The 24,244-nt window shown below is 72.4% G+C and carries 20 protein-coding genes and 1 tRNA gene; 9 read left to right on the top strand and 12 right to left on the bottom strand.

The window, feature by feature from the left end; all coding sequences use genetic code 11:
• Positions 1-10: 10 nt before the first annotated feature.
• The 7 genes from ACH4TL_RS13980 to ACH4TL_RS14010 all read left to right on the top strand — a co-directional run bounded on the left by ACH4TL_RS13980 (position 11) and on the right by ACH4TL_RS14010 (position 8,037).
• Positions 11-1,456 carry a hypothetical protein gene (locus tag ACH4TL_RS13980; protein ID WP_398313780.1) on the top strand — a complete coding sequence of 482 codons (1,446 nt, stop codon included), beginning with the start codon at positions 11-13 and terminating at the stop codon, positions 1,454-1,456.
• 124 nt (positions 1,457-1,580) lie between these two features.
• Complete coding sequence (locus ACH4TL_RS13985) at positions 1,581-2,012, top strand: hypothetical protein (RefSeq protein WP_123103622.1); 432 nt, start codon at positions 1,581-1,583, stop codon at positions 2,010-2,012.
• 2 nt (positions 2,013-2,014) lie between these two features.
• Positions 2,015-3,931 (top strand): PAS domain S-box protein, encoded by a 1,917-nt coding sequence (locus tag ACH4TL_RS13990; RefSeq protein ID WP_398313782.1) that lies wholly within the window; start codon positions 2,015-2,017, stop codon positions 3,929-3,931.
• Positions 3,928-4,605: a response regulator gene (locus tag ACH4TL_RS13995; protein WP_398313784.1), complete on the top strand. Its 678-nt coding sequence runs from the start codon at positions 3,928-3,930 to the stop codon at positions 4,603-4,605. The genes ACH4TL_RS13990 and ACH4TL_RS13995 overlap by 4 nt, the downstream gene beginning before the upstream one ends.
• A gap of 186 nt (positions 4,606-4,791) precedes the next feature.
• On the top strand, positions 4,792-5,481 hold the full coding sequence (locus tag ACH4TL_RS14000) for a response regulator transcription factor (RefSeq protein ID WP_009716830.1): 690 nt from the start codon (positions 4,792-4,794) through the stop codon (positions 5,479-5,481).
• Complete coding sequence (locus ACH4TL_RS14005; protein ID WP_398313786.1) at positions 5,478-7,139, top strand: GAF domain-containing sensor histidine kinase; 1,662 nt, start codon at positions 5,478-5,480, stop codon at positions 7,137-7,139. Before ACH4TL_RS14000 ends, ACH4TL_RS14005 begins: the two co-directional genes overlap by 4 nt.
• A 97-nt stretch (positions 7,140-7,236) precedes the next feature.
• Positions 7,237-8,037: a polyprenyl synthetase family protein gene (locus ACH4TL_RS14010; protein WP_398313788.1), complete on the top strand. Its 801-nt coding sequence runs from the start codon at positions 7,237-7,239 to the stop codon at positions 8,035-8,037.
• A gap of 276 nt (positions 8,038-8,313) precedes the next feature.
• On the opposite strand, the gene ACH4TL_RS14015 is transcribed toward ACH4TL_RS14010, so the two are convergent.
• From ACH4TL_RS14015 to ACH4TL_RS14025, 3 genes are read right to left on the bottom strand one after another with little or no spacing between them, the layout of a single operon-like run.
• The gene (locus ACH4TL_RS14015; protein ID WP_398313790.1) at positions 8,314-9,468 is read right to left on the bottom strand and encodes a glycosyl hydrolase family 8; all 1,155 of its coding nucleotides are present in this window, start codon (positions 9,466-9,468) and stop codon (positions 8,314-8,316) included.
• Positions 9,465-9,635: a hypothetical protein gene (locus tag ACH4TL_RS14020; RefSeq protein WP_398313792.1), complete on the bottom strand. Its 171-nt coding sequence runs from the start codon at positions 9,633-9,635 to the stop codon at positions 9,465-9,467. The genes ACH4TL_RS14015 and ACH4TL_RS14020 overlap by 4 nt, the downstream gene beginning before the upstream one ends.
• A 58-nt stretch (positions 9,636-9,693) precedes the next feature.
• The gene (locus ACH4TL_RS14025) at positions 9,694-10,047 is read right to left on the bottom strand and encodes a PRC-barrel domain-containing protein (RefSeq protein ID WP_398313794.1); all 354 of its coding nucleotides are present in this window, start codon (positions 10,045-10,047) and stop codon (positions 9,694-9,696) included.
• A 132-nt stretch (positions 10,048-10,179) separates the two neighbouring features.
• On the opposite strand from ACH4TL_RS14025, the gene ACH4TL_RS14030 reads away from it, so the two are divergent.
• Entirely contained in the window at positions 10,180-10,347 is a 168-nt protein-coding gene (locus ACH4TL_RS14030) for a hydrophobic protein (protein WP_398313796.1), read from the top strand.
• A gap of 62 nt (positions 10,348-10,409) precedes the next feature.
• Here ACH4TL_RS14030 and ACH4TL_RS14035 read toward each other — a convergent pair whose 3' ends face one another.
• Positions 10,410-11,252, bottom strand: coding sequence for an RNA polymerase sigma factor SigF (locus ACH4TL_RS14035; protein ID WP_398314886.1), 843 nt, complete (start codon positions 11,250-11,252; stop codon positions 10,410-10,412).
• 280 nt (positions 11,253-11,532) lie between these two features.
• Here ACH4TL_RS14035 and ACH4TL_RS14040 point away from each other — a divergent pair, with 280 nt between their 5' ends.
• Entirely contained in the window at positions 11,533-11,817 is a 285-nt protein-coding gene (locus tag ACH4TL_RS14040; RefSeq protein WP_398313798.1) for a hypothetical protein, read from the top strand.
• 61 nt (positions 11,818-11,878) lie between these two features.
• Here the strand turns inward: ACH4TL_RS14040 and ACH4TL_RS14045 are convergent.
• The 8 genes from ACH4TL_RS14045 to ACH4TL_RS14080 form a co-directional block, all read right to left on the bottom strand.
• Positions 11,879-11,952 (bottom strand) — tRNA-Thr (locus ACH4TL_RS14045).
• Positions 11,953-12,045: 93 nt separating this feature from the next.
• Positions 12,046-13,593, bottom strand: coding sequence for an alpha/beta hydrolase (locus ACH4TL_RS14050; RefSeq protein WP_398313800.1), 1,548 nt, complete (start codon positions 13,591-13,593; stop codon positions 12,046-12,048).
• Between the two features lie 153 nt (positions 13,594-13,746).
• Positions 13,747-14,967, bottom strand: coding sequence for a DNA polymerase III subunit delta' (locus tag ACH4TL_RS14055; RefSeq protein ID WP_398313802.1), 1,221 nt, complete (start codon positions 14,965-14,967; stop codon positions 13,747-13,749).
• 69 nt (positions 14,968-15,036) lie between these two features.
• A complete protein-coding gene (gene tmk / locus ACH4TL_RS14060) occupies positions 15,037-18,243 on the bottom strand; it encodes a dTMP kinase (RefSeq protein WP_398313804.1) in 3,207 nt (1,068 codons plus the stop codon).
• A gap of 100 nt (positions 18,244-18,343) precedes the next feature.
• Positions 18,344-21,307 (bottom strand): type I DNA topoisomerase, encoded by a 2,964-nt coding sequence (topA, locus tag ACH4TL_RS14065; protein ID WP_398313806.1) that lies wholly within the window; start codon positions 21,305-21,307, stop codon positions 18,344-18,346.
• 209 nt (positions 21,308-21,516) lie between these two features.
• On the bottom strand, positions 21,517-21,714 hold the full coding sequence (locus tag ACH4TL_RS14070; RefSeq protein ID WP_398313808.1) for a hypothetical protein: 198 nt from the start codon (positions 21,712-21,714) through the stop codon (positions 21,517-21,519).
• 159 nt (positions 21,715-21,873) lie between these two features.
• The gene (locus tag ACH4TL_RS14075) at positions 21,874-23,436 is read right to left on the bottom strand and encodes a methyltransferase (RefSeq protein WP_398313810.1); all 1,563 of its coding nucleotides are present in this window, start codon (positions 23,434-23,436) and stop codon (positions 21,874-21,876) included.
• Positions 23,437-23,634: 198 nt separating this feature from the next.
• Positions 23,635-24,201: a small secreted protein gene (locus ACH4TL_RS14080; protein ID WP_398313812.1), complete on the bottom strand. Its 567-nt coding sequence runs from the start codon at positions 24,199-24,201 to the stop codon at positions 23,635-23,637.
• Positions 24,202-24,244: the final 43 nt, after the last annotated feature.

Below are 24,244 nucleotides of genomic sequence, written 5' to 3' on the forward strand. Positions count from 1 at the left end.
GGTGAAGGCCATGCCTGAGTACGACGACGACTGGGATGTTCCGGAGGACAGGGATGTTCCCGAGTACGAGGAGAAATCCCCGGCCGGGAACGACCCGGGCGACAAGAAAAAGAAGAAGCTCACCTGGAAGACCGTCCTGCTGGCTCTCGTGGTCTTCGCGATCGTCGGATCGCTCGTGCAGGTGATCGCGCGCGGTGGCTTCGGTGGCGCCCTCGACACCACCGGTGGAGGCGGCGGCGCCCCGAAGAAGGGGCATCCGCACGAGCGGCAGGAGGTACGGCCGCCCAAGCAGCCGAAGACCATCAAGCTGGGCAACCAGCGCATCCCGCAGGCGTCGGGCCCGATCATCGTGCTCAACCCGGGCCTGGTGACCCCCGGCGGCAAGGCGACGGTCGAGGGCGGCGGCTTCGACAAGAAGTCCACCGTGGACCTGCTGCTCAAGGCCCGCGCGGCGGACACCAAGGGCCGGTCGATCGGCAGCGTCCGGACCGACCGCTACGGCTCGATCTACGCCCGGTTCACCGTGCCCGAGTCGAACAGCGGCCGGCCCGCGACCCTCGTCGCCCAGCAGCGCGGCAGCACCAACACCGCCGAGGCCAAGGTGATCACCGGCGGTGCGGTCGGCACCGCGCGGATCAACAAGATGGTCGGCCGTCCCGGCGACGTGGTGACGGTCAGCGCCCATGGCTTCCGGCCCGGCGAGGCGATCGACGTGTTCTGGGGACGCACCACCGGCACCCCCGTCACCACGCTGCACACCGACAGCGGCGGCGGCGTGGGCCAGGCGGCGATCAAGGTGGGCGTGGCCCCGACCGGCAACAGCACGCTGGTCCTGGTGGGCAAGCGCAGCAAGACCACGGCCACCGCGCCCTTCCAGATGCTGGCCATGTACCCGTCGATGAAGTCCAAGCCGTACGCGCTCAAGGCCGGTCAGCGGATCACGCTGTCCGCCAACAAGTTCGCGCCCGGCGAGCGGGTCCTGGTCTACATCAACCGCAACAGCGGGCTGCCCGCCTTCACCGCCCAGGCGAACGGCATGGGCCAGATCCGCGACGTGGCGTTCAACGTGCCGTTCGGGCTCAAGGGCCGCCAGACGCTGATGGCGATCGGCGACCAGAGCCGGGCCGTGGTGCGCTCCGGGTTCACGGTGCTGCCGTACTCCCCGTCCGCCGAGCCCAGCGCCTTCGGCGGCCGCGCGGGCACCACGCTGAGCTTCTACGTCGCGGGCTTCGCCCCGGGCGAGACGGTGAACGCGTACGCCGGGTCCGGCTCCACCGGGCAGCGGAAGATCGCGACCTTCCAGGTGGACGAGCGCGGCAAGGCGTCGGCGGTGGGCTCGTACCGGATCACTCCGGCCGACGAGAACGGCGTCGCCTTCCAGCTCATCGGCCAGAAGAGCGGCGGTGTCGCCAAGGCGAGCATCAACATGTCCTCGGGCCAGGGACAAGGTCATTAGGGACGCCGGTGACGTCGGCGAAGACGCCCGAGCGGGAACGTGGGCCGGTCCGTCCGGCCGCGGTGGAGGCCGGGGCCCACGTTCGCGAAAGTCCGGAGATGTACCATGCGTCCTGGAGTGTCCTATGAGTATTATTTTCGGCCCTAACTCGCGAAGAGTCCTCCAGTTCCTGACCCACATCGAGGACCTCTCCCCCGAAGAAATCGACCGGGTGGCCGATCTGTGGAAGCAGACCTCAAGCCAGACCCGTGCCGAGGGCTGGGCGGAAGTCCACCGCACCACGACCGACGAGGAGCGGTACCGCATCCTCGTGGCCGCCGCCGTCGCGCGCCGCGCCGCGCTGGACGCGGCCCGCAACCACCGGCGTCACGACTGGGCCTTCTGGGCCGCGGTGTGGGACGCCGCGGCGGCGGTCGCCGTGTGCGATCGCATCGGAAGCCACTACAACGTGCTGGTCGCGCCGCTCGCCGCGGTCATGCCGTCGCTGTCGCACTGCCGGCGCGATGAACTCAGCACCCGCGAACTCCAGGGTGCCGTCCTCAAGGGAGGTGGGTAGCGATGGGTGACGACCGGATCGACGTTGTGGTGGCCGATGACGACCCGGCAGTCCGGGAAGCCCTCGCGGACCTCATCGACTCCCACCCCGACCTGGAACTCGTGGGCCTGGCCATCGACCACGAACAGGCAGTGCGCGCGGCGGTCGAACACCACCCCCGCGTCGTGATCATGGACGTGCACATGCCCAAGGGCGACGCCCCGGGCAGCGTCCGCGCCATCCGTGACCAGGCCCCCGGCGCCCGCGTGGTCGCGCTGTCCGCCCACGGCGACCGCGAGACCGTGCTCAACATGCTCACCGTCGGGGCCACCGGCTACCTGGTCAAGGGCACCCCCGCCGAGGAGATACTCGAGGCGATCAACCGGGCCGCCCGCGACCAGTTCTCCATGTCCGCCGACCTCCTCGCCGACTGCGCGGAGCCGCTGCGCCGCGCCGACCGCGCCTCCTGGCGCTTCGAGGACCTGGTGGGCGGGCGCCTCGAGGAGTCGTACCTGGACCTGCTCGGCCACGCCCCCTGCGGGGTGCTGGTCCTCGGCTCACGCGGCCGGATCGAGTTCGCGAACGCGTACGTGCGACACATGTTCGGCTACAGCTCGGCCGAGCTGCGCGACAAGCGGCTGCGGGACCTCGTCCCCGAGCGCTACCGCACCGCCTCCGAACAGCTCGTCGGCCGGGTGTTCAGCGCGCCCTCCGCGATGGCGGGCCGCCGCCGGGACGGCGCCGAGTTCCCCGCCCAGTTCAGCGGCGGCCACCTCCAGGGCAAGCGGGCCCGCGGCGTCGTCTTCGTCGCCGACCTGAGCCAGCTGCGCGCCGCCGAGAGCCGGTTCCGCCAGCTCATCGAGTCCTCCCCGGACGCGATGATGATCGTCGACGCGTCCGGGCGCATCCAGGCCGCCAACAACCGCACCGAAGCCCTCTTCGGCTACGACCGCGACCATCTCATCGGCCGCGCCGTCGAGGCACTGCTGCCCGACCAGCCGCTGACCATCTCGCTGCGCGAATGGGACGAGTCCGAGGAACCGCTCGGCCACAGCATGGAGCTGGTCGGCCGGCGCAGCGACGCCAAGCAGTTCCCGGCCGACGTCAGCATCAGCCCGCTGCGCACCGAGGAGGGGCTGCTGACCGTCCTGACCGTCCGCGACATCACCGAGGTGCAGCGCGCCCAGTTCGTCCTGGAGCGCAGCCTGGAGCTGCTGGAGGTCACCGACCGGGACCGGCAGGCCCTGCTCAGCCATCTCGTCCACGCCCAGGAGGTCGAGCGCGGGCGGATCGCCGCGGACATCCACGACGACACCATCCAGGTGATCACCGCGGCCAGCCTCCGGCTCCAGCAGCTGCGGCGGCGGCTGCGGGACCCGGAGGAGCAGCGGGTCATGGACAAGCTGGACGAGACCCTGAAGCTGTCCCTGAGCCGGTTGCGGCAGCTGATCTTCGACCTGCGGCCTTCCAGCCTGGAGCACGGCTGCCTGGCCGCCGCGCTGCGCGGGCTGCTGGAGCAGATCCGCACCGAGACCGGCCTCACCTACCGGCTGGAGGACCGGCTCGCGGCCAAGCCGCCCGCCGAGACCATGGCGCTGATCTACCGGACCGCGCAGGAAGCCCTGATGAACGTGCGCAAGCACGCCCGGGCGAAGACGGTGCACGTCCAGCTGCTCGGGCTGGACGAGGGCTGTCTCGTACGGATCGTCGACGACGGCCAGGGCTACAACCCCCTCGAAGTCGAGTCCCGCCCGGGCCACCTCGGGCTGTCCCTGATCCAGGAACGGGCCCAGATCGCGGGCGGCTGGTGCCGCATCGAGAGCGCCCCCGGCTCGGGCACCACCGTCGAGTTCTGGGTACCGCTGGGCGATCCGCCGATCCCGGCCCTCGGCGCACCGTCCCTCGGCTCCCCGGCCTCGGAAGGGGAACCGGAGCCGTGACCGCACCCGCGGAGCTGACCAAGGTCCTGATCGTCGAGGACCACCGGGTGGTCGCCGAGGGGCTGTGGGCGCTGCTGGCCGAGTACGGGGACCTGACCGTGGTCGGCTGGGCCGACTCGGTCGCCGAGACCGTGCCCATGGCCAAGGAGCTGTCCCCCGACGTGGCCCTGGTCGACTTCCGGCTGCCCGACGGCACCGGGGCCGACGCCGCCGCGGGCATCCGGGCCCATGACCCCTCCTGCGCGATCGTGATCCTCAGCGCCGACGCCAGCGACTCGGCGCTGCTGGCCGCGGTGGAGGCGGGCGCCTGCGGCTATCTGCTGAAGTCGGCGAGCGGCGACGAGATCGCCTCCGCCATCCGCTCCGCCGCCGAGGGCGAGACCCTGATCCCTGCGGGCACGCTGGTGGAGGTGCTGTCCCGGAACCGCGAGTCGGCGCGCTCGACCGCCGAGCAGACCGGGCGGCTGGAGAGCCTGACCCGGCGCGAGCAGGAGATCCTGACCCTGATGGGCCAGGGGCTGGACAACCGGGCCGTCGCGGAGCGGCTGAGCATCAGCTACGCGACCGTCCGCACCCATGTGCGCAAGATCCTGGAGAAGCTCGAGGTGCGCTCGCAGCTGGAGGCGGTCGCCAAGGCCACCGAGTGGGGTTTCCGGCCCGTCGAACCGGAGTGAGGGCCCTTGAGGGCCGTACGGCCCTGGCCGGGCTCCGCCAAGCGGGGACGGGCGAATGGGGGATGAAATCCCCCGGCCGATGGAATTCCGGACAGCACTCACCGGGTTCCCCTCGCGTACCCGAACCCTTCGTTCCGTTGCCGTCGTCGTTCCCGTCCCTCTCGTCCCATGGGCAGGTGAGTCAACGTGGCGCTTCGCGTTCTGATCGCAGACGATCATGCGGTGGTCAGGCAGGGCCTGCGCATGATCCTGGGACTCGACAACGAGATCAAGGTGGTCGGCGAGACGACCAACGGCCGGGAGGCCGTACGGCTGGCCCGCGAGCTGTGCCCCGACGTCGTCCTGATGGACCTGCTGATGCCCGTGATGGACGGGGTGTCGGCCACGGCGGAGATCCGCCAGGACATCCCCGAGGTCGAGGTGGTGGCGCTGACCAGCTCCCTCGACGACGCCATGGTGATGGGCGCGGTACGGGCCGGGGCCATCGGCTTCCTGCTGAAGAACGCGGAGGCCGACGACCTGAGGAACGCGGTGAAGGCCGCGGCCGCCGGGCAGATCCATGTCTCCCCCGCCGCGATCTCCCGGCTGATGGGCCAGGTCCGCGAGCCGAGCGGCCCCGAACAGCTCACCGAGCGGGAGACCGAAGTGCTGACCATGCTGGCGCGCGGCAAGGCCAACAAGGAGATCGCCCGCGATCTGCGGATCGGCCAGCAGACCGTGAAGACGTACGTGAGCCACATCCTGACCAAACTCGGCGTGCACAGCCGGACCCAGGCGGCGGTGTACGCGGTGCAGTCGGGCCTGGTACCGGCCGGTGAGCTGACCCCGCCCGAGGCGCTGGAGTCCACGACGAGGGAACAGTGGTGGTCGGCGTGATCGCTTTTGGGATACACGGGCACGGATACGGCAGCGGCCGACACGGCCATGGGCGCGGCTTCGGCTTCCGGTGGCGCCGCCGCCGTATGACGCTCGCCGAGGTCACCGAACGGGTGCTGGCGGGCGAGCCGGGCGACGAGGTGCTGCGGCTGATCGCCCACCGGCTGCGCGAGCTGCTGGGCGCCGATCTGGCGCGGGTGCTGGTGCTGGAGCCGGGCGACGTCCTGGCGGTACGGGCCGTCGACGGCGCCTCGGACGCCGTCCCGCGCGGACTGCTGACCCCGGGCGGGTCCGCGCCCGCCCGCAAGGCGATCCGGGCCGGGCGGCCCACGATCTCCGGGGGCGAGCGCAGACCCCCCGGCCTCTTCGGCGTCTTCCACCGGGTGCCGCACGACGCGGCCCTGGCCTCCGTGCTGGACGCGCCCCTGCTGGTGCGCGGCCAGATCGCGGGCGTGATCGAGGTGGCGACGCGGCGCGGTGGCCGGAGGCTCACCCGGGCCGATGTACGCACCGTCCGGATCTTCGCGGAGCCCGCCGGGCTCGCCGTGGCCCGGCTCCGCGGCCGCGAACAGCTGCGCCGGGTGGCCGCCACCACGGCCGCGGCCGCCGGGCAGGGTTCCGTACGGCGCACCCTCGACTCCCTGGCCGCGGGCGCGGTGGCCCGTACCACCGCCGCGAGCTGCACCGTCTACCTCCTGGAGCCAGGACCGGGCGCCGTGCTGCGGATGGCGGGCGGCGGCCACGGGCACACCCCGCCGTCCCGTAAGCCCGCGCTGGAGGCGATCGCGTCCGCCGCGCCCGTGATCCACCAGGGCGAGCCCGGCGGCGGGGAGGCCCCGGCGCGGGGCGCGGTGGCCGCCTGGCCGCTGCTGCGCGAGACCAGTGTGATCGGCGCGATGTGCTGCCACTTCCCGGCGGGCCGCCGCCCCGGCGAGACCGATATGACCGTCCTGGAGGTGATCGCGGGCCATGCGGCGTGCGCGGTGGAGCACGACCGGCAGCGCGCGGCCGCCCGGGAGACGGCGGTACAGGAGGAGCGGCAGCGGGTCTCCCGCGAGCTGCACGACTCCGTCTCGCAGGCGCTGTACGGGATCGCCCTGGGCGCCCGTACCGCCCGTGAGCTGCTGGAACGCGACCTTGCCGAGCCGACCGGGGTGGCCGAGCTGGCCCAGCTCGCCGAGCCGATCGAGTACATCCGGCGGCTCGCGGACGTCGCGATCGCCGAGACCCGGACCCTGCTGTGCCAGCTGCGGCCCGAGTCGCTGGAGGCCGAGGGGCTGGTCGCCGCGCTCACCCAGCACGTGGAGACGCTGCGGGACCGGTACGGCATCTCCGCCGAGACGATGCTCGGGTCCGAGCCGGAGACCACGCCGGAGGCCAAGCACGCCCTGTACCGGATCGCGCAGGAGTCGCTGCACAACATCGCCAAGCACTCCCGCGCCCGGAACGTCACGCTCCACCTGCTCAGCGGCCCCGGCACGGTCACGCTGACCGTGGCCGACGACGGCGTGGGCTTCGACTCCCAGGGCACGTTCCCCGGCCATCTGGGGCTGCTCTCGATGCGGGAACGGGCCCGCGAGGTGGGCGGCACCCTGCTCGTGGACAGCCGCCCGGGGCAGGGCAGCCGGATCCGGGCCACGGTCCCGGCCGAGCCCTGAACCGGGGAGAGCCCTGCGCCGGGCGTCGACCGGAACCCCAGCGACATATGAGACATTACTGACCCTCTATGCCGACCCTCTGTGAAGGGAGCCCCGGGTGACCGTCGTCGGGAACCACACGCGGGAACCGGACCTGCGGGCCGCGCTGGCGGCGGTCGAGGACGGCCTCGTGGAGGCCACGCGCAGCGACGTGCCGTTCATCAGCGAGGCCGCGCGGCATCTGGCCCGCCCGGGCGGCCGCCGGTTACGGCCGCTGCTGGTGCTGCTGGCCGCCCGGTTCGGCGATCCGGACGCACCGGGCGTGGTGCCCGCGGCGGTCGTCGTCGAGCTGACCCATCTGGCGACGCACTACCACGACGACGTGCGGCACGAGACGAACGCCACCATCGCCGTGCTCACCGGCGACTTCCTCTTCGCGCGCGCCTCGCGCCTCCTGGCCGGGCTGGGCCCGCGGGCCGTACGACTCCAGGCCGAGGGGTTCAAACGCCTGGTCAGCGGCCAGATCCTGGAGACCACCGGGCCCCGCGACGGCGACGACCCGGTCGCCCACCACCTGCGGACCCTGGCCGCCCGCACCGGCGCCCTCACCGCCATCTCCGGCCGCCTCGGCGCGCTGACCTCCGGCGCGGACGAGGAGGTCGCGGACGCGCTCGCGGTGTGCGGCGAGCGGCTGGGCGTGGCCCGCCACCTCGCCGCCGAACTGCGCTCTCCGGTCCACGGCGCCCCCACGCTGCCGGTCCTGCTCTCCGGCGACCCCGCGGCACCGGCCGTGGCCGAGGCCCGCGACGAGGTGCTGCGCCAATGCGCCGCGGCCCGCGCGGCCCTCGCCCCGCTCCCCGAGTGCCCGGCCCGCACGGCGCTGGCGGAGCTGTGCGACACGGTGGCGCGGGCCAGCTGACGGCCCCACGCGGAGGAAGGCTGACAGCGCACGCTCAAGACCGCTGATCACCCCGCGACAGTGCCTCCCCGAAGCGCCGCAGCCGCGCCAGCGCCCCGGGATCCAGCGCCTCCCGCCGCCGTACCAGCGCCCGCGCCACGACCCGCCGCGCCCCCGCACCACGGCAGCGGCACTCGTCCCCGCCCCCGCCTCCGCTGTGTCGTCCCCTGCGCATCTCCACCCCACGGAAACCCCCGCCCGACGCCACCCGATTCCACGTCCGCTTCCACGTCCGCCTTACGGCGGCCACCAGTTGTGGCTGACGACCAGCATCGCCTGCATCTGCACACTCGCCGAGTAGTACCGGTCCGGCTCCGGCGGCGACGCCGTCATCCACTCCCACAGCGCGTCCAGCCACTCCTGCCCGCCGCCGCCCACCATCGCCGCGACCCCGAACGGCGCGACGAACGCCCCGGCCGCGCCCTCCCCGTACGCCGCGCCGTCCAGCCGGTACCCGCACCGGATCCGGCCCGGATCGCCGTGCGTCGCCGCACACATCCACCGCGCCATCCGCCCGGCCGCCGCCCGTGCCCGCGCGTCGCCACTCACCACCGCGTCCGTCCCGAGCCGCCAGGGGACGCGGCAGGCGTTCCAGTGGTGGTCACCGTCGTGCTCGCTCTCCAGCACCCGCCCGGACGCCGGTTTCGGATCGCTCGCCGTGTCCACCACGAAGTCCGGCAGCAGCCCGGTGTCCGGCGCGTAGCGCAACTGGAGCGTCCCCGCCAGCGACAGATGCGCGTCCAGCGCCTCGCCCCACCGCGGGTCCCCCGTCGCCGTCCGGAACGCCCTGAAGTGGCCGGGCATCCAGTCCGAGGTGCGCGAGACCTCGTCGAAGTGGCCCGAGGACCAGTCGCCCAGCTTGATCGGCCCGCCCGCCGCGGGCAGGGCCGTCTCCCGGAGGGCGTCGATCCGCCCTAGCGCCGACGCCCGGTAGCCGTCGCCCCACTGCCGGCCGGCGAGCAGCAGCCCGTACGCGATGTCCAGATCGCCGTCCGTCGCGGAATTCGCCCCTCCGACGTCCCGTCCGGCGTCGTCCTGCTGCGCGGCGTGCAGATCGGGGTGACCGGCGGACGGATGGGCGAGGACATACCGGAGGATTCCGTCGAAGACGTCCCGGGCGTCGGGGTCGGCGCCCGCCATCAGCGCGCTGATCACCATGCCGTACCCCTGCGCCTCGGCGACGTACGGATACGCGGCGTCGGGGGCGTACACCGCGCACGAGCCGTCGCCGCGGGACCGCAGGAAGTACTTCTTCCACAGCCGGTAGTGCTCCAGCACCCGCTCGTCGGCCGCCGCCGGATCACCGGAGGGCCACAGCGTGCCGGGGGCGTACGGGAAGCAGTGGTCACCGAACGGAACGGCGGCCCGCCCCGCCCTCATCGGCCTGGTCATCGCAGCGGCCGTCGCCGCGCCCGCCGCGACCAGTGCACGGCCAGGAAGATCACATCGGCCACGAACACCGCCACGCCGACGACCAGCAGATAGCCCAGCCCGTGCACCACCGAACCGATGAGCCCGAGCACCATCGCCACGATCACGAAGAAGAGGAAGAGAGCCACACACGCCACCTCCTCCACGAACAACCGCCGAGGACGTCAAGGACCTCAAGGACAGCCGTCAGCGCCGGGCGAGCCGCCGCTCACCCGCGCCCGCCTGGTACGACTTGCCGTAGTACTGGAAGATCGCGCCCTCTTCCTCGGCGGGCAGCACATCGTCCACACCGAGCGACGGGGCCTTCTTCACCAACGTCCGCGCGTACGCCACCTTGACGTAGCCCGGCCCCAGGATCGCGTCGTCCACGGGAACGAAGACGAGGCGGTGCCGGGTGGGCATGCCCGTACGGATCGTCGCCATCTCAGGCTGGTCGGTCGACGTCGACACATAGACCGACTCCAGCGCGCCGATCTTGCGGCCCTCGTCGTCCACGACATCCCGGTCGCGCCACTCACGGATATCAGCCGGCTGGATCATGACCATCACCCTCTGCCCTCGCCGCCCTGTGTACCTCCAGGCTGCGCCTTGGGGCGGCGTTCGACAACTGACCGAAATGATCAGGCGTGTGCCCATGGGGGAGGGGTACTCGGGCGTCGGAGGTTGATAATCATGGTTCCCCTTCTCGTGGTACTGCTTCTCGCGCTCCTTCTCTTCGGCGCCGGGTTCGCCCTGAAGGCGCTGTGGTGGATCGCCGTCGTCGTGCTCGCGGTCTGGCTGCTCGGCTTCATCGTCCGCCCCACGACAGGCGGCCGCCGCGGACGCTGGTACCGCTGGTAGTACACCGCACGAAAAGCGGGGCCCGACCGGATTTCCCGGTCGGGCCCCGCTCATACGATCGCCTACTCGGCCAGCAGACCACGCCGCAGCCGCGTCAGCGCCTTCGTGAGCAGCCGCGACACATGCATCTGCGACACCCCCAGCTCGGCACCGATCTCCGACTGGGTCATCTCCTCGCCGAAGCGCATCTGAAGGATGCGCCGGTCCCGTTCGCCGAGCTGTTCCATCAGCGGCTTGAGGGCGTGCAGGTTCTCCACGACCTCCATCGCCGGGTCGACCTCGCCGATCCGGTCCGCGTACGTGGTGACGCGGGTCGTACCGGTCTCGGCATCCGCGGGCGCGTCCAGCGACGAGGTGCTGTAGCCGTTGCTGGCCACCAGCCCGTCGAGGACCTCCTCCTCGCTCAGGTTGAGATGCTCGGCCAGCTCGGTCGTCGTCGGCGACCGGTCCAGCCGCTGGAACAACTCCTCGTTCGCCTTGGCCAGGTCGATCCGCAACTCCTGCAACCGGCGCGGCACATGCACCGCCCAGCTCGTGTCACGGAAGAACCGCTTGATCTCACCGACGATGTACGGAACGGCGAAGGTCGTGAACTCCACCTCGCGGCTCAGGTCGAACCGGTCGATCGCCTTGATCAGCCCGATCGTCCCGACCTGGACGACGTCCTCCATCTCCACCGAACGATTACGGAAGCGCCGGGCGGCGTACCGCACCAGCGAAAGGTTCAACTCGATCAGGGTGTTGCGCACGTACTGATAGTCGTGCGTCCCCTCTTCCAACTCGGTCAGCCGGTCAAGGAAGACCTTGGTCAGCGCACGAGCGTCCTGTGGCGTCACCTTGGTCGGGTCCGCCACGTCCGGCAGCCCGGCCACCGCACACGTCCGCTCAGCCTCCCCTGCCTTCAGCTCCGACGAATCCACGGTTGCCGTGCCGTTCACTTCGTCCTCCCGGCCCACTCGGCTTGTTGCAGCTGAACGAGGACCCGCCTACCCAGCATTCACACCCCCATGCCCAATTCCTTGAACAACGAGGCGGCCTTCACCACCACCCACCCCATCCCAACCCCCAACTACCCCACCCATCAACCCCGTTGCCCCACTCCCCCAAAGATCGCCACTCACCGTGAACCACCGGCCTTCCCCAACTCGTCTACGACGGTGACCAGCTAGGGAAGGTAAGTGCTCGATGGGTTCTCTGTTCAACGTCCTGATCATCGTCGTGCCCGTCGCGGCGATCATCACCATCTACGCAAAAGCGGCCAAATCCGGACCGAGGGACACCCCCCTCGAACTCAACCGCGGCCGACGCCGCAACTCCGGCGGCTGGTGGGCCGGAGGCAGCAGCGGCTCCTCCTGCGGCGGCAACTCCTCGTGCGGCGGAGGCGGCGGCTGCGGCGGAGGCTCGTCCTGCGGCGGCGGAGGGGGCGGCGGTGGCGGCTGCGGCGGAGGCGGTGGCGGAGGAGGCAGCTGAACGGACCCCGAACACCAGCAAAAAGCCCAGGCCACACGAGGTGTGGCCTGGGCTTCAGATGAGCCGCCTAAGGGAATCGAACCCTTGACCTACGCATTACGAGTGCGTCGCTCTGGCCGACTGAGCTAAGGCGGCATGCCGTGGTGCCTGATCGGCAACAGCAGCTTCGCCAAGTCTACACAGTCCCGAGGGGTGCTCCGTACGGGGTTGTCGGCGCGGGCCGGGAGGTCAGGTGCAGCGGCGGTGGGTGGGGGTGGGGGGCCGTCCGGTGAGGAGGTAGGTGTTGATCGCGGTGTCGACGCAGCGGCTGCCGCGGGCGTAGGCGGTGTGGCCGTCGCCGTCGTAGGTGAGGAGGGTGGCGGAGGTGAGCTGGGAGGCGAGGGCGCGGGCCCAGCGGTACGGGGTGGCGGGGTCGCGGGTGGTGCCGACGACGACGATGGGGGCGGCGCCCTTGGCCCGGAGGGGGTGGGGGCGGCCGGTCGGCGGGACGGGCCAGTAGCCGCAGTTCAGGGCGGACCAGGCCAGGGACCTGCCGAAGACGGGGGACGCCTTCTCGAAGGTGGGGAGGGACGAGCTCACGTCGGCGGGGGTGCGGAAGGCCGGTGGGAGGTCGAGGCAGTTGACGGCGGGGTTGGCGTACATGAGGTTGGCGTAACGGCCGTCCGCGTCGCGTTCGTAGTAGAGGTCGGCGAGGTCCAGCAGGCCCTCGCCGTCGCCGCGCCGGGCCTCGCTGAGGGCGGTGCGCAGCTGGGACCAGGCGCCCTCGTCGTACATCGCGGTGATCACGCCGATGGTGGCGAGGGATTCGGTCAGCGTGCGGGAGCCGCCGGTGGGGACCGGGCGGGAGTCGATGCGGCGGAAGAGGGCGCTGAGCCGCGTGCGGGCACTTGCCACGGTGCCGGAGCCGAGGGGGCAGCCGGAGCGGGCGAGACAGTCCCGGGCGAAGGCGGTGAAGGCGGTTTCGAAGCCCGCGGTCTGGTCGCGGTTCATGCGCAGGGAGGTCAGCGTGGGATCGAGGGCGCCGTCGAGGACGAGACGGCCGACGCGGGCCGGGTAGAGGTCGGCGTAGGTGGCGCCGAGGAAGGTGCCGTAGGAGGCGCCGACGTAGGCGAGTTTGCGGTCGCCGAGGGCGGCGCGCAGCAGGTCCATGTCGCGGGCCGCCTCGACGGTCGAGACATGGCCGAGGACGCGGCCGGAGCGGTCCGCGCAGCCGCGGGCGAACTTCTTGTACGCGGCGACCAGCCGACGGGTCTCGGCGGGGTCGTCGGGGGTCTGGTCGGTGCGGGTGAAGGCGTCCATCTGCCGGTTGTTCAGGCAGGTGACGGGCTCGCTCCCGGCCACACCTCGCGGGTCGAGCGCGACCAGGTCGTAGCGGGCGCGGACCGGCGCCGGGTAGCCGATGGCCGCGAAGCTCTGGAGGTAGCCGATCGCGGAGCCGCCCGGGCCGCCGGGGTTCACCAGGAGCGAGCCGATTCGGCGGGCGGAGCGGGTGGCCTTCTTCCGGGAGACGTCCAGCTCGAGGTCCCGGCCGGTGCCGGGCCTGGCGTAGTCGAGCGGGGCCCTCAGCGTGGCGCAGTCGAAGCCCGCGCCGCCGGGGCAGGTGTGCCAGGTCAGGGTCTGTTCGTAGTAGGGCCTCAGGTCGCTGGGGACGGCCTGCGTCGTGGACGCCGCGGCGCGCGGGGCCGAGGATCCGGCGGAGCAGCCGGAGAACAGCAGGGCGGCGCCCGCGACGGCGACGCCGATGGTGGTGAGCGTGCTGCTGCGGCTGGTGGCCATCGGCGGATCCCTCGGGTCGCGAGTGCTGGCGAGGAGCCGCCAGCGATACGGAGCGTATCCGCCCGACTACGCTCCATGCGCCCGTCAGGTCACTCGTACGGGTGAGGAGACGGCCCGCGACCCGATACGGACCCCCGACTCAGCCCGCGCGACTCAGCCCGCGCGCAGCGCCATGGTCATCGCCTCCACTGCCAGCAGCGGCGCCACATTGCGGTCCAGCGCCTCGCGGCAGGCCGAGACCGCCTCGATCCTGCGCAGCGTCCGCTCCGGCTTCGAGCCCGACGCCACCCGCTCCAGGGCGTCCCGCACGTCGGTGTTGGCGAGCGCGACCTGGGAGCCGAGCTGGAGGGCCAGCACGTCCCGGTAGAAGCCCGTCAGCTCGGTCAGGGCCAAGTCGAGGCTGTCGCGCTGGGTGCGGGTCGCGCGGCGCTTCTGACGGTCCTGGAGGTCCTTCATGGCCCCGGCCGTGCCGCGCGGCAGCCGCCCGCCCGTACCGGCGGCGGCGCCGAGCGCGGCGCGCAGCTCCTCGGTCTCCTTGGCGTCGACCTCCTCCGCGACCTGCTTGGCGTCCTCGGCGGCCGCGTCGACCAGCTCCTGTGCCCCCTTGAGGCAGCCGCCCACGTCGTCGACGCGCAGCGGCAGCTTCAGCACCGCCTTGCGGCGGGTCCTGGCCCGCTCGTCGGTGGCCAGCCGCCGGGCGCGGCCGATGTGCCCCTGGGTCGCGCGGGCGGCGGAGGCGGCCAGCTCGGGGTCGATGCCGTCGCGGCGGACGAGGATGTCCGCGACGGCGTCCACCGGGGGCGTACGGAGGGTGAGGAGGCGGCAGCGGGAGCGGATGGTGGGCAGCACGTCCTCCAGGGAGGGCGCGCACAGCAGCCATACGGTGCGCGGCGCGGGCTCCTCGACGGCCTTCAGCAGGACGTTGCCCGCGCCCTCGGTGAGGCGGTCGGCGTCCTCCATGACGATCACCTGCCACCGGCCGCCCGCGGGCGAGAGCTGGGCGCGGCGGACGAGGTCGCGGGTCTCCTTGACGCCGATGGTGAGCATGTCCGTACGGACCACCTCCACATCGGCGTGCGTGCCGACCAGGGCGGTGTGGCAACCGTCGCAGAAGCCGCAGCCGGGGGCGCCGCCGAGCGCCCGGTCGGGGCTCACGCACTGGAGCGCGGCGGCGAAGGCGCGGGCGGCGGTGGCCCGGCCGGAACCGGGCGGGCCGGTGAACAGCCAGGCGTGCGTCATCTTGGACGACGCCATGGGCTCGGCGTCGGACTCGGCCGACGCACCGGCCGTGACCAGCGCGTCCGCATCACCCGCGGCAGCGGACAGCTGGGCCGCTACTCGGTCCTGCCCGACCAGGTCGTCCCACACCGCCATGGCTGCCTCCGCCGTATCCGTCCAACGCGTCCCATTGTGGGGCACCCCACCGACAACGCCGTCGGGCGGTCAGCGGCGGCGCCGGCCGCCGCCCTCGTCGTCGCGGTCGCGGTCGCCGTCGCCGTCGCCGAGCAGTTCGTCGGCGAGCGTCGGGAGGTCGTCCAGCGGGGTCTCCTCCGCCCAGTCCGGGCGCGGGCGACGGCGTCGCGACTGGTCCTCGCCGAGAGCCTGGCCGTGGCCCTGGTCCCGGCCCTGGTCGTACTGCGGCAGCTCGCGCGTGCGGTCGTTCTCCTGCGCCCGGCCCTGATCCTGCCCCTGCTCCTCCTTGCGGAACATCCACGGCGGAACCCTGTCGGCCGGGTCAGCGGGCCGCTCCTCCCGTACGGGCGGCTCGTCCCGCACCGGCGGCAGCACGGCCGTCTCATCGGCCGCTGAGGACTGCGGAGCGGACGGCTCCGGCGTCTGCGGCTGAGGAAGGAGCGTGGTCTCCTCGGCGTCCGGATCCCGCTGGGGGCGGACCGGCGGAAGCACGGCGGTCTCGTCGGCGTCCCGCCCGGCCTGCGGGTCGAAGCGCGGCGTCCGGACCGTCTCCGCCACATCGGAGGCCGCACCGGAAGCAGCATCAGAATCGGTGCCGGAGGAGGCATCCTCGGACTCGGACTCCGTACCGGCCGGCTTCGGCAGCTCGGTCTCCACGGTCGGGGCGTCCGACGCCATCCGCGCCTGCTCCGACCGCAGCAGCGCCTCCTCCATCCGGCGCTGCTCCTCCTGGCGGCGCGCCGCCGCCTCGGCCCGCTCCTGCGCCTGCGCCTCCGCCTTGCGGCGGAGCCGCTCCTGCTCGGCGGCGCGGGCGCGGTCCTCGGCCTCGATGCGCTTGCGGTCCTCCTCGGCGCGGCGGCGCGCGTCCTCGGCCCGCTTACGGGCCTCCTCCGTCTGCCGCTCGGCCTCGCGCTGCCGCGCCTCCTCCAGCTCGCGGCGCTTGCGCTCCTCCTCCTCGGCGCGCGCCTTGGCCAGCGCCTCCTGGCGCTCGCGCTCCAGCCGCTCCTCCTCCGCCTTGCGGGCGGCCTCCTCCTCGGCCTTGCGGCGCGCCTCTTCCTCGGCCGCCTTCCGGGCCTCCTCCTGGGCCTTCAGCTCCGCCTCCGACAGCGGGAGCATCTGGTCCAGGCGGTGGCGTACGACGGAGGTGACCGCCTCCGGCAGCTGTCCGGCGTCCACCACCAGGTAGCGGGCCGGGTCGGCAGCGGCGAGGGCGAGGAATCCGGAGCGCACCCGCTGGTGGAACTCGGCGGGCTCGGACTCCAGCCGGTCCGGGGCCTCGGTGAAGCGTTCGCGCGCGGTCTCCGGAGAGACGTCCAGCAGCACCGTCAGATGCGGCACCAGGCCGTTCGTCGCCCAGCGGGAGATGCGGGCGATCTCGGTCGCGGCGAGGTCGCGGCCCGCGCCCTGGTAGGCGACGGACGAGTCGATGTAACGGTCGGAGATGACGACCGCGCCGCGCTCCAGGGCCGGGCGGACCACCGAGTCGACGTGTTCGGCGCGGTCCGCCGCGTACAGCAGCGCCTCCGCGCGGTGCGAGATCCCGGCGGACGAGACGTCGAGCAGGATCGAGCGCAGCCGCTTGCCGATGGCGGTCGCGCCCGGCTCGCGGGTCACCACCACCTCGTGGCCCTTGGCCCTGACCCATTCGGCCAGCGCCTCGACCTGCGTGGACTTGCCCGCACCGTCACCGCCCTCGACGGCGATGAAGAAGCCGGTCTCGGCCGGGGCCTCGTCCGCGCCACCGCCGCGCAGCAGCGCCTCGCGCAGATCGCGCCGCAGCGGGACGCCCTGCCGGTCGTCGGTGCGGCCGAGGACCAGCGCCGCGATGGGCAGCAGCAGCGCGCCGACGAGCATGAGCGTGAAGGCCGCGCCGCCGTGGGCGAACACGAACTCGCCGCTGCCGAGCCGGTGCGGCCCGATCACGGCGGCGAGCAGCGGGGCGCCGACGGCACCGAGGCCGACGGAGACGCGGACGACGGCGTGCAGATGCTCGGTCATCCGGGGCCGCCGGGACTCCTCCAGCTCCTGGTCCAGGAGGGAGTGGCCGGTGTTCGCCGCGACACCGGCGGACAGACCGGCGAGCAGCGCGATCATCAGGACGGTCGTCGCGTCGTGCACCAGGCCCGCAGCGAGCAGCGCGAGACCGGTCAGCGCCACCGACAGGGCGAGCAGCCGGCGCCGCGAAAGCCCCGGGAGGACCTTGGGCGCCGAGCGGATGCCGACCGCGGGGCCGCCGCTGAGGACGAGCACGAGCAGCGAGTAGCCGACCGGGCCGCCGCCGAGGTCGACGGCCTGGAGCGCGGCGACGCCGACGGCCGCGGCGATGGCCGCCGCCACTCCGGCGCACGCGAGGATCAGCAGCGGCACGGCGCCGGTGCGGCCCTTGTCGGCACCGGTGCCGGAGACGGCGCGCGGACGGCGCAGCCCTTCGAGCGGGGAGCGCGTACGGGGCGTCTGCGCGCCGGGCAGCTCCACGAAGTAGAGGACCGAGATGGACGCGGCGAACAGCCCGGCGCCGACGTAACTGCCGAGCGCCGCCTGATGGGCGTGGAACCAGCTGACGCCCGTCCCCAGCAGCCTGCCGATGAGCATGACAACGAGAAGACCGGCGGCGGCCAGCGGCACGCTGAGGAAGTTCGTCCGCAGCGACAGCCGCCGCAGCGCGTCCATGTGGTCCGGCAGCGGCCGGACGGCCGCGCCCTCGACGGGCGGCGCCGGGAGCAGCGCGGGGGCCGCGTCGTCCTTGGCGATGGTCCAGAAGCGCTCGGCAACGCCCACGACGAAGGTGGTGATGAGCAGCCAGGCGATGGCGTCGGCGGGCGTCCAGTCGATCCACAGCGGCGCGATGAGCAGCAGGACGAGCCGCAGCCCATCCGCGCCGATCATGGTCCAGCGGCGGTCCAGCGGACCGGACGGGCCGATGAGCGCGGAGAGCGGCCCGAGGAGCACCGCGCCGAACAGCAGGGTCGCGACGAGCCGCATGCCCAGCACGGCCGCGACCGCCAGCGCGGCCCCGCGATAGCCGCCGCCGAAGGAGCCCGCGGAGACCGCTGCCTGGAGCGACAGCAGGACGAGCACCAGCACGGCCAGCGTGTCCGCGGCACCGCCGACGAGTTGGGCGCTCCAGAGCCGTCGTAGCGGCGGATAGCGCAGGAGGGCTCGGACGGCACGCTCGCGGGAGTCCGCGGCAAGGGCGCCGGAAGTGGGGGTCACGTCCGAAGGCTGCTCTCGCGTCATCCCGCAAGCCTATCCGGATCACGTGAATCCACGTCCCCCCGCCCGAACAAACGGGCGGGGGGACGTGGATGACGTGCCGATGACCTGGGGACTTGGGCGGCTACTCCGCCTTGGCCGCCGTCTCCTTCGCCGCGGCGGACTTGGCCGCGGTGGTCTTCTTCGCGGCCGTCTTCTTGGCCGTTGTCTTCTTCGCCGCGGTCGTCGTCTTCTTGGCCGCGGTCTTCTTGGCGGCCGTCTTCTTCGCGGTGGCCTTCGTGGCGGTGGTCTTCTTCGCCGCCGTCTTCTTGGCCGTTGTCTTCTTCGCCGCCTTCTTGGCGGTCTTCTTGGCCGGGCCCTTGGCGCGCTTCTCCGCCAGCAGCTCGTAGCCGCGCTCGGCCGTGATCGTCTCGACGTCGTCGTCCCGGCGCAGCGTCGCGTTGGTCTCGCCGTCCGTGACGTACGGGCCGAAGCGGCCGTCCTTGACCACGACCGGCTTCTCGCTGACCGGGTCGGTGCCCAGCTCCTTCAGCGGCGGCTTGGCCGCGGCGCGGCCGCGCTGCTTGGGCTGCGCGTAGATCGCCAGCGCCTCGTCGACCGTGATCGTGAAGAGCTGCTCCTCGCTCTCCAGCGAGCGCGAGTCGGTGCCCTTCTTCAGATACGGGCCGTAGCGCCCGTTCTGCGCGGTGATCTCGGTGCCCTCGGGGTCGGTGCCGACGACGCGCGGCAGCGACATCAGCTTGAGCGCGTCCGCCAGGGTCACCGTGTCCAGGGACATCGACTTGAAGAGCGAGGCGGTGCGCGGCTTGACCGCGTTCTTGCCGGTCTTCGGGGTGTCGTCGGGCAGCACCTCGGTGACGTACGGGCCGTAGCGGCCGTCCTTGGCGACGATCGGACGCCCGGTCTCCGGATCGGTGCCCAGCTCGAAGTCGCCGCTCGGCTTGGCGAGCAGCTCCTCCGCGAACGCCACGGTCAGCTCGTCCGGCGGCAGGTCGTCGGGGACGTCGGCGCGGTGGCCGGTCTCGCCCTCGGTCGCGGCGGGGCGCTCGACGTACGGGCCGTAGCGGCCGACACGCAGCATGATCCCGTCGCCCACGGGGAAGGACGAGATCTCCCGGGCGTCGATCGCGCCCAGGTCGGTGACCAGCTCCTTCAGTCCGCCGAGGTGATCGCCGTCGCCGTTCCCGGCCTCGGCCGCGACGACCTCGCCCGCGTCACCGGCGTCGACGCCGTTCACGCCCTCGCCGAAGTAGAACCGCTTGAGCCACGGCACGGCCTGGGCCTCACCGCGCGCGATGCGGTCGAGGTCGTCCTCCATCTTCGCGGTGAAGTCGTAGTCGACGAGACGGCCGAAGTGCTTCTCCAGCAGGTTGACCACGGCGAAGCTCAGGAAGGACGGCACCAGCGCCGTGCCCTTCTTGAACACATAGCCGCGGTCGAGGATGGTGCCGAGGATCGTGGCGTACGTGGACGGACGGCCGATCTCGCGCTCTTCCAGCTCCTTGACCAGCGACGCCTCGGTGTAGCGGGCCGGGGGCTTGGTGGCGTGGCCGTCGGCGGTGATCTCCTCGGCGGCGAGCCGGTCGCCCTCGGTGACCTGCGGCAGACGGCGCTCGCGGTCGTCCAGCTCGGCGTTCGGGTCGTCGGCGCCCTCCACGTAGGCCTTCATGAAGCCGTGGAAGGTGATCGTCTTGCCGGAGGCGGAGAATTCCGCGTCCCGGCCGTCGCTCGCCCGGCCGCCGATCTTGACGGTGACGGAGTTGCCGACCGCGTCCTTCATCTGGGAGGCGACGGTCCGCTTCCAGATCAGCTCGTAGAGCCGGAACTGGTCGCCGGTGAGGCCGGTCTCCGCGGGGGTGCGGAAACGATCACCCGAGGGGCGGATGGCCTCGTGCGCCTCCTGCGCGTTCTTCACCTTGCCCGCGTACGACCGCGGCTTGTCCGGCAGATAGTCGGCGCCGTACAGCTGCGTGACCTGCGCTCGCGCCGCCGCCACCGCCGTGTCGGAGAGGATGGTGGAGTCGGTGCGCATATAGGTGATGTAGCCGTTTTCGTACAGCTTCTGCGCGACCTGCATGGTGGCCTTGGCACCGAAGCCCAGCTTGCGGCTGGCCTCCTGCTGGAGCGTCGTCGTACGGAACGGGGCGTACGGCGAGCGGCGGTACGGCTTGGACTCGACGGACCGCACCGTGAAGGCGGTGTCCGCGAGGGCGGCGGCCAGGGCGCGGGCGTCCGCCTCGTCCAGGTGCAGGACGTTCGACCCGCCCTCCCGTCGCCCACCACCGCCCTCAATCGAGGCTTCGCGCTGCCCATTCTTGAGCTGCCCGAGCGAGGTGAAGTCGCGGCCCTGGGCGACGCGGCGGCCGTCCACGGCGGACAGCCGGGCGCCGAAGGTGCCCGGATCGCTGGCGTCACCGGCCCGGCCGGTGGAGAAGGTGCCGGTCAGGTCCCAGTACTCGGCGGAGCGGAAGGCGATGCGCTCGCGCTCGCGCTCGACGACGAGACGGGTGGCCACCGACTGCACACGGCCCGCGGACAGGCCCCGCATGACCTTCTTCCACAGGACCGGCGAGACCTCGTAGCCGTAGAGGCGGTCCAGGATGCGGCGGGTCTCCTGGGCGTCGACCAGGCGCTTGTTCAGCTCGCGCGGATTGGCGACGGCCTCGCGGATCGCGTCCTTGGTGATCTCGTGGAAGACCATCCGGCGGACCGGCACCTTGGGCTTCAGGACCTCCTGGAGGTGCCAGGCGATGGCCTCGCCCTCCCGGTCCTCATCGGTGGCGAGGAAGAGTTCGTCGGACTCGGCCAGCAGCTCCTTGAGCTTCTTGACCTGGCTCTTCTTGTCCGCGTTCACCACGTAGACGGGCTGGAAGTCATGATCGACGTCCACACCGAGCCGGCGCACCTCGCCGGTGTACTTGTCGGGTACCTCGGCCGCACCGTTCGGCAGGTCCCGGATGTGCCCGACGCTCGCCTCGACCACGTAGCCCGGGCCCAGGTAGCCCTTGATCGTCTTCGCCTTGGCAGGCGACTCGACGATGACGAGTCGGCGGCCGCCCTGTGCGGTCTCGCTGGTGGTCGGGGACAACTTCGCTCTTCTCTCCGGTCGACGCTCGGTGAACAGACGCTTCAGCGCGGGTAACGCATACACGGCCCTCTACGGTGACGCTGCGGAGTGTGACGGTACATCCCGCCCCCGTGTCAAACGGAAAAAGCCCGCAACGCCACTCGAACGGTAACCCGACAAGCGTCCTGTCTGCCGCCCGGAGCGGCACAAGCCTCGCGGAAGGCGCCCTGTCAGGCGTAACCGAGGCACCAGATCCCGCCGCCCAGAGAGGCGGCGGCGAAGAAGAGGGAGAGGGCCGCGGAAGCGACGGGACTCACACCGTCGGCGACCGGCGCGCGCAGCCGCAGCCGCGCCGCTGTCCACAGCAGCAGGGCCGCACCGAACAACACGAATGCCGTTCCGGCGAAGATCGCAGGTCCGCTCTCCATGCCGGGAGCGTGGCACGCGCCGGAGGCGTACGCACGAACCCCGGATGAACGGCGCGCGACCGCCCTTTCCGGCCGCGTTCACGTCCCCGGCGGCGGCTTCCCGCCACGCGGGGGCACGGGGGCGCGCGTCCCACGCCCCCGGCGTACGCCCGGCGCGCGCTACGGAATCTCGTCGGCCACCGGCTGGAGAAAGCCCTGTTCGACCAGGAGCCGGATGGACTGCGGAGTGCGGTCGCGCAGCACCACGGGGTCCTCCCCGAGCAGCTGGGCGATCGCGTCCAGGATCCGGCCCGCGCTCAGCGTGCCGTCGCACACCCCCGCGAACCCCGCCGTCACCGTGTCGACCTTGGTCGCGCGCCGCATGCCCCGGTTCTGCCGGAGCACCACATGCTCAGGGTCCTCCGCGCCGGGCAGCCCGACCTGCTCCTGGACGACCTCGTCGGCGAGCCGGAAGCGGGCCGTCAGCAGCGCCGCGTCGTCGTGCGCGCGCAGGAAGTCCTGCCGGTCGAAATGGGCCGCCACCGCCTCCCCCAGCGGCTGCTCGACCGGATGCGGCCACTCCTCCACGGTCACCGACGGCCGGTCGGCGCCGGACTTGCGCAGGGTGATCCAGCCGAATCCGACACCCGTGGTCCCGCGCGCCTCGAACTCGTCCAGCCAGGCGTCGTAGCGCGCCGCGTACGCCTCGGGCCCGGCGAGGTGCTCGCCCGCGTCCCGCAGCCAGAGCTCGGCGTACTGCGCGACGTCCTGCACCTCGCGCTGCACGATCCAGGCGTCGCAGCCGGGCGGCACCCAGGAGGCCAGCCGCTCCCGCCAGTCCTCGCCCCGGACGTGCTGCCAGTTGGCGAGCAGCTGGCACCAGCCGCCGTCGGCGAGATGGGCGGCCGACTGCTGGACGAGGGTGCGGCACAGATCGTCCCCGGCCATGCCGCCGTCCCGGTAGACCAGCCGGTCGCCCTCGGCGGAGCGCGGCGAGATCACGAACGGCGGATTCGACACGATCAGGTCGTACGTCTCGCCGCCGACCGGCTCGAAGAGCGACCCCTCGCGCAGATCCGGCTCCGGCGCCCCGGACAGGGCGAGGGTGAGCCGGGCCATGTCCAGCGCGCGCGGATTGGGGTCGGTGGCGGTGACTCGGGCGGCGTGACGGCTCGCGTGGAGGGCCTGGATACCGGAGCCGGTGCCGAGGTCGAGGGCCCGCTTGACGGGCGTACGGACGGTGAGCCCGGCCAGCGTGGTGGACGCGCCGCCGACTCCGAGGACGAGCCGCGAGCGGTCCGCGGCCCCCTGGGCGCCGCCGGGCCCGCCGATGCCTCCGGCGCCGCCGACCGCGCAGCCGAGGTCGGAGACGATCCACCAGTCCTGGCCCTCGGGGCCGCCGTAGGGGCGCACGTCGACACCGGCGCGCACCCCGGAGCCGTCGCGCACGAGCCAGCCGTCGGTGAGGCAGTCCGCCACCGGCAGGGCCTCTGCGGCCCGTTCGTCGGGCACCGGGCGCTGGAGCAGGAACAGCCGCACCAGGATCTCCAGCGGGCTGTCACCGCGGGCCGCGCGCAGCGCGGGGACGGTCTCGCCGCGGGCCAGGGCGGCGTAGGCGGAAGCGCCGAGCAGATCCAGCAGGCCGTCGGCGGTGAACGAGGCGGCCAGCAGCGCTTCGCGGAGGCGGGCGGTGCGCTCGGGGTCGGGAATCGGGAGGCGGGACGTGGGCTGGTGCGTACTCACGCCCCCATTGTCGGGGCAACCGCCGGCCGTCGGCGACGACGGGCGGCAGCCTGTGGAAAAGCCGCCGTCTGTGGACAACTCGGCAACTCGACAACAGGGGCGTGCGACCGGGCGCGCGCCGTGCACGGGTGCCCGACGCCCCGGGCGAGCCCTGAACGCCCCGGGCGGGTCTTCGTGCCTCCAGCGGGCCCTCGCGCCCTACGTGGCGCTGGTGGCGCCGGTCTTCGGCTTCTGGCAGCCGGGCTGCTTCGACATCGCGGTGCCGACCTTGCCCTCCTGGAGCTGCTTCAGGGCCTGGTCACCCGACGTGCTGAGCTTGTCGAGCTCGTCGGCGACGCCCTTGAGGCCCTCGGCGAACTTGGACTTGTCCGAGGTCTCCAGCTTGTCGACGGTCGTCTTCAGGTCGTTGTACGCCTTGGAGGTGGCGTTCAGCTCCTTCACGGCCTGCTTCTGGGTCTGCTCGCCCTTGTCGACGGGCGGGGCGCCCGCCTTCCGCACCGCCGTGGCGAGTGCCGCGTAGGACTCGGAGATCTGCTGGAACGCCTTGGAGTCCGTCTGCTGGAGCTTCTTGGAGTCCTGCTCGTCGGACGCCGACTGGATGGACGCGTTGGCGCCCTGAATCTTCTTCAACTGCGGCTGCACCTGGTCGCAGACCGATTTGGCCCAGTCGTTGACCTTCTTGTCGCCATCATCGCCGCCGCCGCAGCCGCTCAGCGCCAGTACGAGTGCCGCACCGCCGGACAGTGCCACAAGCTTCTTGTTCACCGGATTGGTCCCTTCCATGGCTCTCGGCCCCGGAACATACACG

The organism is Streptomyces sp. NPDC021115 (assembly GCF_044333065.1).
Classification (GTDB): domain Bacteria; phylum Actinomycetota; class Actinomycetes; order Streptomycetales; family Streptomycetaceae; genus Streptomyces.

Coding starts and splice junctions, on each gene's coding strand:
- ACH4TL_RS13980 (WP_398313780.1), top strand. CDS start 11: ATGCCTGAGTACGACGACGACTGGGATGTTCCGGAGGACAGGGATGTT.
- ACH4TL_RS13985 (WP_123103622.1), top strand. CDS start 1,581: ATGAGTATTATTTTCGGCCCTAACTCGCGAAGAGTCCTCCAGTTCCTG.
- ACH4TL_RS13990 (WP_398313782.1), top strand. CDS start 2,015: ATGGGTGACGACCGGATCGACGTTGTGGTGGCCGATGACGACCCGGCA.
- ACH4TL_RS14015 (WP_398313790.1), bottom strand. CDS start 9,468: ATGACCAGGCCGATGAGGGCGGGGCGGGCCGCCGTTCCGTTCGGTGAC.
- ACH4TL_RS14025 (WP_398313794.1), bottom strand. CDS start 10,047: ATGATCCAGCCGGCTGATATCCGTGAGTGGCGCGACCGGGATGTCGTG.
- ACH4TL_RS14030 (WP_398313796.1), top strand. CDS start 10,180: ATGGTTCCCCTTCTCGTGGTACTGCTTCTCGCGCTCCTTCTCTTCGGC.
- ACH4TL_RS14040 (WP_398313798.1), top strand. CDS start 11,533: ATGGGTTCTCTGTTCAACGTCCTGATCATCGTCGTGCCCGTCGCGGCG.
- ACH4TL_RS14050 (WP_398313800.1), bottom strand. CDS start 13,593: ATGGCCACCAGCCGCAGCAGCACGCTCACCACCATCGGCGTCGCCGTC.
- ACH4TL_RS14055 (WP_398313802.1), bottom strand. CDS start 14,967: ATGGCGGTGTGGGACGACCTGGTCGGGCAGGACCGAGTAGCGGCCCAG.
- tmk (WP_398313804.1), bottom strand. CDS start 18,243: ATGACGCGAGAGCAGCCTTCGGACGTGACCCCCACTTCCGGCGCCCTT.
- ACH4TL_RS14070 (WP_398313808.1), bottom strand. CDS start 21,714: ATGGAGAGCGGACCTGCGATCTTCGCCGGAACGGCATTCGTGTTGTTC.